The organism is Pseudalkalibacillus hwajinpoensis, from assembly GCF_039851965.1.
In the GTDB taxonomy this organism is placed as follows: Bacteria; Bacillota; Bacilli; order Bacillales; family Guptibacillaceae; genus Guptibacillus; species Guptibacillus hwajinpoensis_E.
Genome location: NZ_CP156674.1, coordinates 2,361,662 through 2,375,029, shown reverse-complemented (window position 1 = coordinate 2,375,029; position 13,368 = coordinate 2,361,662). Strand labels below are relative to the sequence as shown.

At 43.5% G+C, this 13,368-nt stretch carries 16 protein-coding genes; 5 read left to right on the top strand and 11 right to left on the bottom strand.

Features of this window, described 5'->3' with window-relative positions:
* Window position 1 precedes the first annotated feature (1 nt).
* Entirely contained in the window at window positions 2–1,030 is a 1,029-nt protein-coding gene (locus ABFG93_RS12495) for an oxidoreductase (RefSeq protein ID WP_347548359.1), read from the bottom strand.
* A 171-nt stretch (window positions 1,031–1,201) separates the two neighbouring features.
* Here ABFG93_RS12495 and ABFG93_RS12490 point away from each other — a divergent pair, with 171 nt between their 5' ends.
* Window positions 1,202–1,636: a hypothetical protein gene (locus ABFG93_RS12490; RefSeq protein WP_347548358.1), complete on the top strand. Its 435-nt coding sequence runs from the start codon at window positions 1,202–1,204 to the stop codon at window positions 1,634–1,636.
* Between the two features lie 99 nt (window positions 1,637–1,735).
* On the opposite strand, the gene ABFG93_RS12485 is transcribed toward ABFG93_RS12490, so the two are convergent.
* The 3 genes from ABFG93_RS12485 to ABFG93_RS12475 all read right to left on the bottom strand — a co-directional run bounded on the left by ABFG93_RS12485 (window position 1,736) and on the right by ABFG93_RS12475 (window position 5,066).
* Window positions 1,736–2,230 carry a YwgA family protein gene (locus ABFG93_RS12485; RefSeq protein WP_347548357.1) on the bottom strand — a complete coding sequence of 165 codons (495 nt, stop codon included), beginning with the start codon at window positions 2,228–2,230 and terminating at the stop codon, window positions 1,736–1,738.
* 111 nt (window positions 2,231–2,341) lie between these two features.
* The gene (locus tag ABFG93_RS12480; RefSeq protein ID WP_431521999.1) at window positions 2,342–3,655 is read right to left on the bottom strand and encodes an HD domain-containing protein; all 1,314 of its coding nucleotides are present in this window, start codon (window positions 3,653–3,655) and stop codon (window positions 2,342–2,344) included.
* A gap of 178 nt (window positions 3,656–3,833) precedes the next feature.
* Complete coding sequence (locus tag ABFG93_RS12475) at window positions 3,834–5,066, bottom strand: dicarboxylate/amino acid:cation symporter (protein ID WP_347548355.1); 1,233 nt, start codon at window positions 5,064–5,066, stop codon at window positions 3,834–3,836.
* A gap of 557 nt (window positions 5,067–5,623) precedes the next feature.
* Here ABFG93_RS12475 and ABFG93_RS12470 point away from each other — a divergent pair.
* Window positions 5,624–6,457, top strand: coding sequence for a lipoate--protein ligase family protein (locus tag ABFG93_RS12470; protein WP_347548354.1), 834 nt, complete (start codon window positions 5,624–5,626; stop codon window positions 6,455–6,457).
* A 48-nt stretch (window positions 6,458–6,505) separates the two neighbouring features.
* On the opposite strand, the gene pta is transcribed toward ABFG93_RS12470, so the two are convergent.
* Window positions 6,506–7,477 (bottom strand): phosphate acetyltransferase, encoded by a 972-nt coding sequence (gene pta, locus ABFG93_RS12465; RefSeq protein WP_347548353.1) that lies wholly within the window; start codon window positions 7,475–7,477, stop codon window positions 6,506–6,508.
* A gap of 335 nt (window positions 7,478–7,812) precedes the next feature.
* On the opposite strand from pta, the gene hemQ reads away from it, so the two are divergent.
* The 3 genes from hemQ (at window position 7,813) to gerQ (ending at window position 9,668) form a co-directional block, all read left to right on the top strand.
* Window positions 7,813–8,559, top strand: coding sequence for a hydrogen peroxide-dependent heme synthase (gene hemQ, locus ABFG93_RS12460; RefSeq protein WP_347548352.1), 747 nt, complete (start codon window positions 7,813–7,815; stop codon window positions 8,557–8,559).
* A 210-nt stretch (window positions 8,560–8,769) separates the two neighbouring features.
* Entirely contained in the window at window positions 8,770–9,201 is a 432-nt protein-coding gene (locus ABFG93_RS12455; RefSeq protein ID WP_347548351.1) for a cell wall hydrolase, read from the top strand.
* A 20-nt stretch (window positions 9,202–9,221) separates the two neighbouring features.
* Window positions 9,222–9,668 (top strand): spore coat protein GerQ, encoded by a 447-nt coding sequence (gene gerQ / locus ABFG93_RS12450; protein ID WP_431521998.1) that lies wholly within the window; start codon window positions 9,222–9,224, stop codon window positions 9,666–9,668.
* A gap of 232 nt (window positions 9,669–9,900) precedes the next feature.
* Here the strand turns inward: gerQ and ABFG93_RS12445 are convergent, their stop codons facing one another.
* The 6 genes from ABFG93_RS12445 to ABFG93_RS12420 form a co-directional block, all read right to left on the bottom strand.
* Window positions 9,901–10,269 carry a DUF423 domain-containing protein gene (locus ABFG93_RS12445; RefSeq protein WP_347548350.1) on the bottom strand — a complete coding sequence of 123 codons (369 nt, stop codon included), beginning with the start codon at window positions 10,267–10,269 and terminating at the stop codon, window positions 9,901–9,903.
* 82 nt (window positions 10,270–10,351) lie between these two features.
* Entirely contained in the window at window positions 10,352–11,602 is a 1,251-nt protein-coding gene (locus ABFG93_RS12440) for an ABC transporter permease (RefSeq protein ID WP_347548349.1), read from the bottom strand.
* Window positions 11,599–12,291: an ABC transporter ATP-binding protein gene (locus ABFG93_RS12435; protein WP_347548348.1), complete on the bottom strand. Its 693-nt coding sequence runs from the start codon at window positions 12,289–12,291 to the stop codon at window positions 11,599–11,601. The genes ABFG93_RS12440 and ABFG93_RS12435 overlap by 4 nt, the downstream gene beginning before the upstream one ends.
* Window positions 12,292–12,344: 53 nt before the next feature.
* Window positions 12,345–12,584 carry a helix-turn-helix domain-containing protein gene (locus ABFG93_RS12430; protein WP_347548347.1) on the bottom strand — a complete coding sequence of 80 codons (240 nt, stop codon included), beginning with the start codon at window positions 12,582–12,584 and terminating at the stop codon, window positions 12,345–12,347.
* Between the two features lie 2 nt (window positions 12,585–12,586).
* Window positions 12,587–12,733: a YvrJ family protein gene (locus tag ABFG93_RS12425; RefSeq protein WP_347548346.1), complete on the bottom strand. Its 147-nt coding sequence runs from the start codon at window positions 12,731–12,733 to the stop codon at window positions 12,587–12,589.
* A complete protein-coding gene (locus tag ABFG93_RS12420) occupies window positions 12,730–13,293 on the bottom strand; it encodes a sigma-70 family RNA polymerase sigma factor (RefSeq protein WP_347548345.1) in 564 nt (187 codons plus the stop codon). The genes ABFG93_RS12425 and ABFG93_RS12420 overlap by 4 nt, the downstream gene beginning before the upstream one ends.
* Window positions 13,294–13,368 lie beyond the last annotated feature (75 nt).

Sequence of the window (13,368 nt, the reverse complement as noted above, 5' to 3'; positions counted from 1 at the left end):
GTTACATCCATTGCAACGTTCGCTTTTCCTTACTACTTTTTAGAGCAAGTTCAATCAATTTAATGACGTTCAGTGCTTGATCAGCCGTCACAGGCAGTGTCTTGTCCTCGCGAATTGCGCGATAGATTCCTTTGTAATACGTTTGATAGTATCCAGCTATAGTTGGAACTGTGGACTCTGCCTCATCTCTGGTTAAAATGCCGTATTGATCTTTCGTATCCTCTCCCCATCCTGAACCACCGGGGATCTTCCCTTCTTTTAGTGCAGCTTCTTGAGGATCAATCCCCCATTTTACAAATGAACCATCTGTTCCGTGGATTTGATAACGAGGGCCATGTTTTTTTACCAGTGAACCAGCATGTAAAATCACGCGTTGACGGCCGTATCTCAGGACAAGGTGGAAATAGTCATCTGTTTTTGCCCCGTCTCGTTGTGCCATGACGTCCGCCGTCACATCGTCCGGGGCACCAAAAAGGGTGAGCGCCTGGTCAATAAGATGCGAGCCAAGATCAAATAGGATACCAGATCCCTTCTTATCCTGTTCGCGCCAGCGATTTCGGACCTCAGCACGATACCGATCATAATGAGCCTCAAACGTCATGACCTTCCCGAATTCATTCTCGTCCATCAGCTTTTGGATTGTCAGAAAATCATTATCATAGCGCCTATTATGATACACACTTAAGAGGCAGTGATTTTCTTCAGCTAATTGAATCAATTGTTCACCCTCTTCAACGCTCACCACAAAAGGCTTCTCAATAACAACGTGCTTTCGGGCTTCAAGTGCCTGCTTTGCCATCGGAAAATGAAGTTCATTTGGTGTCGTAATGACCACTAATTCTATTGAATCGTCTGCCAACATATCCTCAAACGATCCGACCGTCACCTCAGGAAAACTAGCATGAACCTTATCAGGTTGCGATGAAACAACTTTTGTGACGTTCAGACCCTCTACTGCCTTTATTACCGGGGCATGAAAGGTAGCTCCTGAAAATCCAAACCCAACTAATCCAATGTTAACTTTCTTCATCTGCACAACTCCTTTTTCGTGAGAAATATGACTTTAGAACCCTTTTTCACATTCGACAAAAACTTTCCATTCCCTCGACTTCTTTTTCGAAATTTTGATACACAGAACGATTATAATAAACGTCTAACGGGTATTTAACGAAAGGGAAATAAATGTAAAGAAGGTGAAAATATGATGAAGAGGATCCTTTCTTCTAAAGCACTACCTGGTTCCATGATTGGAATAACATGCACGCTCATTTACATACTTATTCTTGCTGCCGGTGATTACAACCACACTGGCCTGGCAAGCTTTTTTGGTTTACTCAGTGCACTTATTCTCTATAGTTTACTTTCGACGTTCTGGCTACCTACCCTGCATGAATCAAAAGAAACGGTTAGCTTATCTGCCGGGATTACGTTTCATGTCGCTTCTTCCTTTTCACTTGTCATCATGATGGCAAGAAGCATACCTGAACTTCAGAACCTTATTATCCCTTATCTAATTACAATGCTCGTGTCACTCTTTATGATCCTTCTCCTATTAATCAATAGCGTTGTTCTTAGTAAAATTAACATTACTACTAGTTCCTCCGCTAACGAAAAAAAGCTATCAATTAAAAGTTAAACAAAAAAAGGTGCCAGTGCACCTTTTTTTGTTTACGCATATAAAGTGAAACTTCCATCAGAGGGGGTTTTACTGCCCCTTAAGGCTGGGATCACTCGATCAACAACCGAGTTTTCCCATAAATTCATAAGCTTCTTCAATCTCAGCATTTGAATAATTTTGCTTTCGCTTAATCGTGTGAACTTTCTCAACCACTTCATCCTTCGAGAGACGGTCGAAAAAGAGAATCGTAGAAACGAGCTCCAAAAAGCGTGAGCTCTGACTATTAATCTCGGAAATACACTCATTTAATTCTGGCATATGAAACTCATAGTGACCGAGAAAATCGTTTCCTTCATCTGTGACGGTATACTTGTATTGGTAGTAGCCGCCCTTGCTTTCCTTTACCTCATTTACAAGACCTAGATTACAAAGCTCTTCCACACGCAGCGTCAATTCTTCTGAGTATGGTCCATAAAAATGGAACTGGTATTTTTCATTAAATGGAAATTGGAGTTTCTTACAAATATAAATGATTTTTTGTAGTTTCTTGCGACCAATGACTTCTCCAGCTTCTTTCAGCACGGCTATCACTTTCGCGTGATCTTCTAGCAACCTGCACCCCTCCCATGGTCTTTTTTACAGGTTGTCCAAAAAGCTTTTTATTCGATAAAACCTGTAGCGGAAGCGAACTTCATCCCAGGGACCGCTTCTCTTTTTGAACAGCTATTCTAAATATAACAATGACTTTATACGACGAGTAGCATCAGAATTTCCCTCTAGAATGAAATCTGCGGGGAAATATAGTTTATGGTCGGTCCGTTTCTTACCAGAAATCGCTTCAACCACATCTGATTCACGTGAAAGCTCACGTAAATCACCACCTGGCTTCAGCAAATGGATCGGAAGACGTTCTTCTTCTTCACCTGGCCGGTAGAAATCATATGGCAAATCAGAAGATGAATCAACCTCAAGATAATAATCTGGATCAATTCCTGCTTCTTTAAAGGAGTCATACAGCTCTCTCCATGCATTCATCTGCTGCATTGGATTAAATTCGATGTATTTAAATAAGCGACGATTCATGAATCTCTCACATAAATCACGAAGAATTGCGTCCTCTTCTTCCTGCCAGATCTGGAAATAGTACATCACAACAGAATCGTCCAGCTTAAGGAAATCCTCGAGACTAATACCCTCTTTAAAAAGGGAATAAAAGTGGATCGGATCCTGCTTGAATGTATATCCATCAGCGAAAAGCTTTTTCGCTCGATGGAGGATTTTACTTAAAATCACTTCTGCACTACGTGTTACCGGGTGAAAATAGATCTGCCAGTACATCTGGTAACGACTCATGATGTAATCCTCTACCGCGTGCATTCCGCTTTGTTTGATCACAATTTGATCGCCACCTGGACGCATGACGCGAAGAATCCGTTCGATATCAAACTGCCCATAGCTCACACCAGTAAAATAAGCATCACGGAGCAGGTAGTCCATGCGATCGGCATCGATCTGACTTGAAATCAGGCTTACAACAAGCTTGTTGTCATGTGTTTTTGCGATAACATCTGCAACTTCTTCAGGAAAACGATCCCTCACTTTACGAAGCACCTGGTTGATTTCTGTATCACCAAGAATGACCATCCTTGTGAAATCTTCATGATCAAGGTTAAACACTTTTTCGAAGGAATGGGAAAAGGGTCCATGTCCAACATCATGCAGGAGCGCAGCACACATGCTTAACAATTGATTCTCTTCGTCCCATCCTTCATATTGAGAGAAAATGCCGTTAATACGCCTTACAATTTCATAGACGCCAAGTGAATGGCTGAAGCGGCTATGCTCTGCCCCATGAAAGGTAAGATACGTTGTTCCGAGCTGACGAACTCTGCGCAAACGCTGGAATTCCTTCGTACCAATTAACTCCCAGATTAAACGGTAGCGAACATGGATATAGCGGTGAACCGGATCTTTAAATACTTTTTCTTCGTTTAATCGTTCGAGCATTTCCGTGTGGACTCCTTCCGTCAAATTCATCCCTTCATTATATATTAGGAATTGCTAAATGAAAACCTTCTCCCTGTTCGGTTTAAACAACCAGAAAGGAGAAGGTTCATGTAGTACGGGTATAGTGAAAGAATGGAAGTAGCTTATTTATTACAGAGAGGCGCCATGATTAAGACGTTGTCTGTCATTAAATAACTGACTCCGCTTTCTATAAAACAGACTTAGCCTCTTTACCTTCACGCTTTTCTTCTGATTTTGAAATGTACATCGCACACGCAGCATCACCTGTAATGTTAACGGCTGTACGCGTCATATCAAGAAGACGGTCAACAGCAAGGATCAGACCAATTGGTTCAACCGGTAGACCAACCTGCTTCAGAACCATCGCGAGCATGATAAGTCCAACACCCGGCACACCTGCTGTACCAATACTAGCAAGAGTTGCCGTAACAACGACGATAATCAATTGAGTAAATGTTAAATCAACACCGGTAATTTGAGCGATAAAGACCGTTGCAACACCCTGCATAATCGCTGTACCATCCATGTTAATCGTAGCGCCAAGTGGTTGGACGAAACTACTAATTTGTTTCGGAACCTTAAGGTTTTCCTGGGCGGTTTTCATTGAAACAGGAAGCGTTCCGCTACTAGAAGACGTACTGAAGGCAACAGCCATTGCCGGTGCAAATGCTTTATAGAACTTAATAGGATTCTCTTTACAAAGGAAGTAAATCGCACTACCATAAGTGAAAAGAAAATGGATGAGTAACGCACCCAGAACAACGAGGAAATACATACCCATTGACTGAAGGGCTTCTTTACCCTGGCCACCGACTGCAGATGCAATAAGAGCAAAAGCACCGTATGGCGCAGTCTCCATAATGATCTTAACAAGGTACATCATAACATCATTACCCTGTTCAAAGAGGTCGCGAAGGGCCTTCGTACGTTCTCCCAAAATCGCAAGCGCAAACCCTATGAAAATCGCAAAAGCGATGATTTGCAACATATTTCCTTCAGTAAGTGCCTGAATCGGGTTCGTCGGAATGATGTTCAGGAGCGTGTCCATGATAGGTGGCGCTTCTTCCGCTTTGAAATCCGAATCTCCTGAGAACGACCCTTCAACACCGGGCTTGATTAAATAAGCAAGCGCCATTGCGATTGAGATCGCAACCGTGGTTGTAACAAGGAAAAATCCAACTGTTTTTCCTCCCATACGACCAAGCTTCTTTGGATCGCTGATACCTGCCGTTCCTACAACGATAGAGAAGAATACGATCGGTACAACTAGCATTTTAATTAAGTTAAGGAAAATCTGTCCAACCGGACCAAATAAATACTTATCAACCGGTCCAAATGCATCAGGTGCAAATAGATTGAAGATAACACCTACAATGATACCTAACACTAGACCTGCAATTATTTTAACCGTTAGCTTCATAAACATGTCCCCTCTCGTCCAATCGACGTATATGTAGATCTTCGTATGCTCTGTCTATTATCTATGAAACCTCTTACATACGTTTCCAGTTCTTTTCTGTATATACCCGCTTGCTAGCTAACTCGAAACTACCGTAATTACAATTATATCATTTTAGACAATTCTCGCAATTTCCTTTTTTTCGCAAGGTAGCTAATCGCCTATTAAATCAAAGTTTTAAAGGTAAAATTAAATTAGAAATAGGTAATAAGGATGAGTGATTCCCTATCGATTTCGCATAAAGTGAAACTTCCATCAGAGGGGGTTTTGCTTCATCCCCCTCTGATGGTTAGTTGAACCAATCGGACCTTTAGGGGCAGTTGACCCCCACCTATACGTCTTGATTTACTTCCGTTTCTTTGTGGGGGTTTTACTGCCCCTTAAGGCTGGGATAAAAACTGGATAATATTTTGGTGTGGCTTGTCATCACCCGGGAAATATTGTCGGAAGTTGTCTTAGGTTTGTTGTTTTCTGTCGTGCTATAATAAAGGATAGCTTTATGTAGAAAGGATAAGAAAATGGTGAATGATTCAATACTCTATCAGCCAAAATGGCGCATTATAGATCAATCAACACTTGGTCCATCTTTTGATGCCCTGCAGTCATTTGCAATGGACGATACACTATGTAACTCTGCAGGAAGTGGAGAGTCACCACCGATCATGCGATCCTGGGTGCATCATGACACGATTGTTCTTGGTATTCAGGACACTCGCCTCCCTTCTTTTGAAAAAGGGGTCCACTATTTAAAAGAGCTCGGATATCGCGTGATTGTCAGAAACTCCGGAGGACTTGCCGTCGTACTGGATGCGGGCGTATTGAACCTGTCCCTTGTATTTTCTGAAAAGCAGCAGCGCATTGATATTGATACCGGATATGAAGCAATGGTCGATTTTGTCCAGGATATTTTATCTCCTTATCACGTCACTATAGAAGACCGCGAAATTGTGGGCTCCTATTGCCCGGGCCGATATGATCTTAGTATTAACGGACGGAAATTCGCCGGTATTTCGCAGCGCAGGCTACGTGGCGGTGTAGCGGTTCAGGTATACTTATGCGTTGATGGAAGCGGTTCAGGGCGTGCCGGAGTGATTCAGGAGTTTTACAGAAGAGCGCTAAATGGAGAGCCGACAAAGTTTACCTATCCAGAAATTATGCCGAAAACAATGGCTTCGCTTAGTGAACTTGTCGGCAAAGAACTGACTGTAAGCGATTTGATGATGAAGACGCTGGAAACGCTGAAATCCTATGCGGACTCCATGTCTAACACCCATCTGTCGATTCCTGAGCTATCTTTATACGACTTCAATTACCAGCGCGTCTTCACCCGGAATGAAAAAGCGCTTCTTTAATGCTACAAAACCCCCGAAGAAATTCATTCTTCGGGGGTTTTAGCATCCTTATAGGCTTTGCATTGCTGTTATCAATGCTAATTTATACACATCTTCTTCACTACATCCGCGTGAAAGATCGTTAACTGGTTTATTAAGACCTTGCAGAACCGGCCCAACCGCTTCGTATCCACCAAGACGTTGAACCATTTTATAGCCGATGTTTCCTGCTTCAAGGCTCGGGAATACAAAAACATTCGCTTCCCCTTTAAGTGGTGATTCAGGAGCTTTTTTCTGAGCAACTTCAGGTACAAATGCTGCATCGAATTGGAATTCACCATCGATCACAAGCTCAGGTGCTGCTTCCTTCGCGATGCGGGTTGCTTCCTCGACTTTCTTTGTTTCAGGAGATTTTGCTGAACCTTTTGTTGAGAAGCTAAGCATGGCAACTTTCGGTTCAATTCCAAACATTTTTGCTGTTTCGGCACTGCTAAGTCCAATTTCAGCCAGGTCATTGCTGTCCGGAGAAATGTTGATTGCACAGTCAGCAAACACATACTTTTCGTCACCTTTTACCATGACAAAAGCACCTGATGTTTTCTTAATACCTTCTTTTGTTTTGATGATTTGAAGAGCCGGACGAACAGTGTCTCCTGTTGAGTGGGCTGCACCGCTGACAAGGCCATCTGCTTTACCTGTGTGAACGAGCATTGTTCCAAAGTAATTCACATTAAGAAGAATTTCCTGCGCCTGCTCAGCTGTTGCTTTGCCTTTACGACGCTCAACAAATGATTCCACGAGCCCATCCATTTCAGAATAGGAAGCAGGATCGATGATTTCTAGATCACTGTGCAACTCAAGGTTTAAGCTTGAGGCATCCTTCACAGCTTCTTCTCCGCCAATGACGATTGGCTTAAGAATGCCATCGCGCGCAAGACGGTTCGCTGCTGCTAATACACGCTCATCCGTTCCTTCAGGAAAAACGATCGTCGGGTAACCAACTTTAACTTGATCTTTCATGCTTGTAAATAAATCACTCATTGTATTCACCTCATTAGTTTTAATATCCAATCCCTACGATACTCTTTTTTCCCTAAAAACGAAAACAAATCCACGGTTGTAAGCCTTTGCACTTAAAAGTTCTATTTTTCTGACGAATGCCCGCTGCTTTTTAGACTCGGTTAACTGTTTCAATACACTCCTCCTACAGTACAAGAAATGTCCAGACTTTTGCTTTAAATGCTGTTGTTCCTTCTTTTTTTTGAATGCGATCGATCCTTCTGTCGGGTTTCAAACCCTCGTCACCTCAATTGCTTTTAAACACGGGGAAGTATTGGTATAGTAGAGGTGGAGAATTGATAAGGAGTGAATTAGATATGAATGAAGCAGCAGTTACTCTTGACGGCTGGTATTGCCTTCATGACTTCCGTAGCATGGACTGGACAGCATGGAAACAGCTTTCAAGCGATGATCGTCAACACGCTATTAATGAGTTTCTTACTTTCCTCGAAAAGTGGGAAGTTACAGCAGGACACAAGCAAGGTAGTCACGCTCTTTATTCGATTGTTGGTCAGAAAGCAGACTTTATGTTGATGCTCCTTCGCCCGACAATGGAAGAATTAAATGAAATTGAGAATGCCTTTAATAAAACAACGTTCGCTGAGTATACAATTCCGGCTTATTCTTACGTATCCGTTGTCGAGCTCAGCAACTACATGGCTGGTAAAGACAGCGATCCTGACAACGATCCACGCATTCAGGCGCGCCTTAAGCCAGAGTTAACAGAAGCCCCTTACGTTTGTTTCTATCCAATGAATAAGAAGCGCGAAGGCAATGACAACTGGTATATGCTTTCAATGGACGATCGTCGTGAAATGATGCGAAGCCACGGCCTGATTGGGCGCAGCTATGCTGGAAAGGTGAAGCAAATCATCACCGGCTCCGTTGGTTTCGACGACTGGGAATGGGGCGTTACGCTCTTCTCTGATGATGTTCTACAATTTAAAAAGCTTGTATACGAAATGCGTTTTGACGAAGTAAGCGCACGCTATGGCGAATTTGGAACCTTCTTTGTTGGTACACACCTTCCAAAAGAAAGACTATCAAAGTTTCTATATGTATAATTAGAAAAACCCCCACTGAAAATGCGATGTTTTCAGTGGGGGTTTTATTTTTGATTTTCATGTTAATGCTTCCTTCCACTTTTGCAGACTGCCTCCTTCACCTTCATGTCATATTCCTTTGATTCGTACATACAATGAGTTACGTAGAGCCATGGCATTTATCTTACTTCTAGCATACGGTATGGGGGACTACTGGGAAGAGGTGGGGTTGTGGCGGTAATTCAATACAATGAGAATGATGTTAATCTTCTGGCGCGGTTGATGCGCGCTGAGGCTGAGGGTGAGGGTCAGCTTGGTATGTTGATGGTGGGGAATGTTGGGGTGAATCGGGTCAGAGTGAGGTGTCTTGATTTTAAGAACATCAACAACATGGCAAACATGGTTTACCAGAGTCCCGGTGGATTTGAGGCAACACAGAAAGGGTATTTCTATCAGCGAGCACGTGAAAAGGATAAACGACTTGCTCGTAAAGCCATTAAAGGCACAAAGTATCATCCTGCAAGTTATGCGCTGTGGTTTTTTGAACCTGGTGGCCCCTGTCCTAGTCAATGGTATAACCAGTGGAACTCAGGTCGTTTCAAATCACATTGTTTCTTCAAGCCTACTGAAACTGAGTGTGCGGATGTGTATAACAGCTTCTAAGAGAATGCTCAAGGAGGGTTATGATGAACAATCAATACTGGAACACTTCACCAGCACAAAATCAGGGCGGCGGTTACAATCAGATGCCGCAACAGGGGGGACAGATGGCCCAGTATCCTTCAGGCTATCCCGGACAGGGGCAGCAAGTACAGGGCGCGACGTCTCCAGGGACTCAGGGCTTTCCGGGGCAGTTACCTGTCGAGCAATCCTATATTGAAAACATTCTCCGATTAAATCTAGGTAAAATTGCTACTATCTATATGACCTTCGAAAATAACGAGAAATGGAATGCGAAGGTGTTTAAAGGTGTCATTGAAGCAGCTGGACGCGATCATATTATTTTATCCGATCCGCAAACAGGCAAACGGTATATTCTTCTGATGATCTACCTTGATTACATTACGTTTGATGAAGAGCTTGAATATAGCTATCCCCTTCAGCAAATCACCCAGTATTCACCAAGATAACCTGCAAAAAAAGCTGCCGACTTTCCGGCAGCTTTTTGATTTCTTCGACACAGTTCGATATAAAGTGAAACTTCCATCAGAGGGGGTTTTGCTTCATTCCCCTCTGATGGTTAGTTGAACCAATCGGACCTTTAGGGGCAGTTGACCCCCACCTAAACGTCTAGATTGATTTACATTCCTGAGGTGGGGGTTTTACTGCCCCTTAAGGCTGGGAAAAAGCGGGTGGTGCCTGTCACCCGATCTTAAACGCGGCGACGATTAGGAGAATCCATGCTGTGATGAAGGCAACTCCACCGAGTGGGGTGATGGCTCCAAGGATTTTGATGCCGCTTAGGCTCAGTACATACAGGCTCCCTGAGAACAAAATGATACCAGCAAACATGAGCCAGCCTGCCCACTGCACAAGTCCTGTTGATAGCCTGTCTGCAATAAGCGCGACGCCAATTAAGCCTAGTGCGTGATACATATGATATTGAACACCTGTTTTAAAGGTTTCTAGCATTTTCGCTGACAATCGTCCTTCTAATCCATGGGCACCAAAGGCACCAAGTCCAACAGCAAGCGCAGCATTAAGCGCGCCAATGATTAAGAATATTTTCATGTGTTCATCCGCTCCCTCATGTCAATCTACTCTCCCATCATAGCGGATAGTCATTGAAGGAAGCAACGAATAACGAAATTGTTCATAGACCGTTCGATTCTTGTGACCATGAAGAACGCATCACTGCCGTTCTATTCACGATACGAAGACTTTCATTCATCAAAAACCAACCAGTTATCGGAAAGAGAATAATAGTAGCCCAGCCCGGAAAAGCGATGCCAGTGGTCACACATAGTAGTAGAAAACAGGGAGCGGTCACAACCTTTAGTCCCTGCTTGCCAGTCAAGAGTTCAGTTCTCCACTGAAATAAGCGCGCATAGTTTCCTTCTGAAAACTCACGCCAGTCTGCTTTTGACAGTCCAATCAGAGCATAAAGGGAGAAGAGCAATACGATTACTTTCACTATCGCTGGCAGTAGTACAATAGCTGCACTGCTCCATCCGACCACCTGTGCATAGAACTGCATTTTGCCCGCCGAACGAAGCAGCCATTTCACGTACACATCAAGGATTCTTATCTCGGGATCCCTCTTCTTAAATAGCCGTGTTGAGTTTTGGAACAGAAACGGCTTCGTTCGAACGATCAGCGGTTTAGAAGCCGCATTTCCAAGCAGTATTTTCGTGATGTTTTGCTTATAACCCCGCTCTTTCACAACATCATGAAAAAATGTTCCTTGAATTGTGAGCCTGCGCTTCAACTGAACAACGAGCAGTAGCAATAGACAAACACCTGTCACCAGAACAAGCCATTCATTTCTCCATATCACACCATTCACGACAAGAACCAGTCCAATGGAGCACATGTTCAAGAGCGAAATAGGAAGCCACCTGATCCAAATCGATGGAATCGCTAGCTCAATAAAATAGTGAGCCGCTCTTCCGTTCCAGCTGACAAGCAGTAAGAAAACCCCTGTTAGTACGCTTCGCTCAAGTCCCCATCCCCAGCCAGTTAGAAGCAATGGAAGCATCGCGCCGACACCGATGGCAGTTATTAACATCCCTTTCCCTAACGAATAAAGAATCCCCCATCTTTTCAATCCATTCATCAACGTCTTATTTTGTAGTAGATACACCTGATCAGCGTCTTCGGAATAAACTCTAAGCGCCCATGAAATTGAACACATATACAATGGAATGACCGCAGCCTGTTCCGGAATGCCTGAAAGCCATTCGGGCGCCTCCAGCCACCAGGAGCGGTAATAGGCGACCGAAATTACGAGACCCGGAATCAAAATATACAACCAGACTGTCCAATCCAGTGCCGAACTGATGGTGCGAAGCTTGTAACGACGATCATCATCTACTCTTTTTCGAAATAGTTGATATGCAATCATTTTTTCTGCTCCAGAGCATCGACACAGTCAAGCAGTGAGCCGTCTGTCACCCCTGCCCGCTCTCTCATTTCAGCAAGCGTTCCTTCTGTAAGAACTGTTCCTATTGAAAGCACGACGAACCGGTCGCAAATGCGCTCTGCCGTATCCAGCACATGGGTACACATTAGGATCGCTGCCCCCCGCTGCTTTTCCTTTTCAAGTAGCCTCAGAAAAACCTTCGTTGCCCTTGGATCCAATCCGAGAAACGGCTCATCAATGATGTACAAATGGGGTTTTAACATGAATGCTGTAATAAGCATCACCTTCTGTCGCATTCCTTTTGAGAAACTTGAAGGAAAGTTATGAATCACTTCTTCAAGCTTAAAGTAACTTGCAAGCTCGCGCGCCCATTCTTCCCAATCTTCAAGTGAAGAAGCGGCAGCTGCTAATTCAAGATGCTCCCAGAGCGTTAGACCGTCATAAAACACCGGCTGCTCCGGTACATAGGCATAGCGAGCACCGTTATCTAAGGTGACGCTCCCTTTCCACTCCTTCAACAAACCCAATATCGCTTTAATTGTTGTGCTTTTCCCTGCTCCATTTGCCCCTAAAAGTCCGACCAGCTCACCTTTTTCCACGTTGAATGTGATTTGCTGAATGGCCCTATCACCCTTTTCATAGCTTGCTTCCTCGATATTTACGTTAAGCATTTCACCCCCACCCCTCTATTCTCTCTTTACGAGAAAGGTAGAGAATAAGTTTCCTAATCCTTCCTTATCTTCTTCATAAATTGTTCAAAGTCCGGGACGTCTTCAAGATGATAGTTTTCTACCGCTTCCAAGATTTTTATATAAAGCTCTTGGCGAAGATCATCTCGGTACTGGTAGGAGGTTTGCCTGAGCTCTGCCTCCAGCTTTTTCTCAAACTGGCTGATGATGCGAGAGAAGGCTTCCTCGTCGTTTTGTTTCGCTTGCTGTAAAAGTGTATAAAGTCTTCTCTCCATAGTCATCCCTTCTTATTCGTCTCCTGTTCAGAAACGGCGTTTGTTAAGTCATCAATCTTCTTCTCAAGACGTACAAGTAAATAAAGCGAAATGACGATCGGAAATCCAAGGTCACCAATCATAGCGTTAATGACAGTTGTTAAGTTCATTGTCCGCTCTCCTTTCGTGCTTCCCTTAACTTCTCGAGTGCTCGTTTCCTTCTCCTGCTGACTGCCTGCTGGGAAATCCCTGATGCTTCTGCAATTTCAGTGTCTGTTGCTTCTATTCGATAAGATAGATCAAGGACTTCCTTCTGCTTACTGGTTAGTCTTTTGTAGGCAGAGTAGAGAGATTTAGAAGCGAACTGCTCTTCAAATCCGTAGTTCACACACGGCTTATTTCCTTCAACAAAATCAACCCAGGCATTCCCCTTCACTCCTACCGGTTGGTCGAGGGTGAGTGGATAGCGAAGGTTCTCGAGCCTCCTCTTTCGATCAAAGTTAATTGCGGTATAACGAATCAACTTCGTTACATAAGCAATAAAACGAATCTCAACGTAATACTTGTGAAAGAGAGCATTCACTTTTGCGAACGAATCACACTCAGGCTTCTCCCTTAGCTCCATCAAACTTGTCCAATGTTCCTCCTCTTGAATAAACGATTGAAAAAGGAGGTTTTCCTTCAATTCCTCAAACACATTATCCGTTAATACTGAATACCTTTTCTTCATCCTCACCTCTCCTTTCTCTTTGTGTAGGATAGAAAGTGTTCTGAATGCAAAAAATCACAACCACAAATTCGAACG

Bases quoted from the DNA above. Each gene is read 5' to 3' on its own strand.
- ABFG93_RS12495 (WP_347548359.1), bottom strand. From the start codon at position 1,030: ATGAAGAAAGTTAACATTGGATTAGTTGGGTTTGGATTTTCAGGAGCT.
- ABFG93_RS12490 (WP_347548358.1), top strand. From the start codon at position 1,202: ATGATGAAGAGGATCCTTTCTTCTAAAGCACTACCTGGTTCCATGATT.
- ABFG93_RS12480 (WP_431521999.1), bottom strand. From the start codon at position 3,655: ATGAATTTGACGGAAGGAGTCCACACGGAAATGCTCGAACGATTAAAC.
- ABFG93_RS12475 (WP_347548355.1), bottom strand. From the start codon at position 5,066: ATGAAGCTAACGGTTAAAATAATTGCAGGTCTAGTGTTAGGTATCATT.
- ABFG93_RS12470 (WP_347548354.1), top strand. From the start codon at position 5,624: ATGGTGAATGATTCAATACTCTATCAGCCAAAATGGCGCATTATAGAT.
- pta (WP_347548353.1), bottom strand. From the start codon at position 7,477: ATGAGTGATTTATTTACAAGCATGAAAGATCAAGTTAAAGTTGGTTAC.
- hemQ (WP_347548352.1), top strand. From the start codon at position 7,813: ATGAATGAAGCAGCAGTTACTCTTGACGGCTGGTATTGCCTTCATGAC.
- gerQ (WP_431521998.1), top strand. From the start codon at position 9,222: ATGATGAACAATCAATACTGGAACACTTCACCAGCACAAAATCAGGGC.
- ABFG93_RS12445 (WP_347548350.1), bottom strand. From the start codon at position 10,269: ATGAAAATATTCTTAATCATTGGCGCGCTTAATGCTGCGCTTGCTGTT.
- ABFG93_RS12440 (WP_347548349.1), bottom strand. From the start codon at position 11,602: ATGATTGCATATCAACTATTTCGAAAAAGAGTAGATGATGATCGTCGT.
- ABFG93_RS12435 (WP_347548348.1), bottom strand. From the start codon at position 12,291: ATGCTTAACGTAAATATCGAGGAAGCAAGCTATGAAAAGGGTGATAGG.
- ABFG93_RS12430 (WP_347548347.1), bottom strand. From the start codon at position 12,584: ATGGAGAGAAGACTTTATACACTTTTACAGCAAGCGAAACAAAACGAC.
- ABFG93_RS12425 (WP_347548346.1), bottom strand. From the start codon at position 12,733: ATGAACTTAACAACTGTCATTAACGCTATGATTGGTGACCTTGGATTT.
- ABFG93_RS12420 (WP_347548345.1), bottom strand. From the start codon at position 13,293: ATGAAGAAAAGGTATTCAGTATTAACGGATAATGTGTTTGAGGAATTG.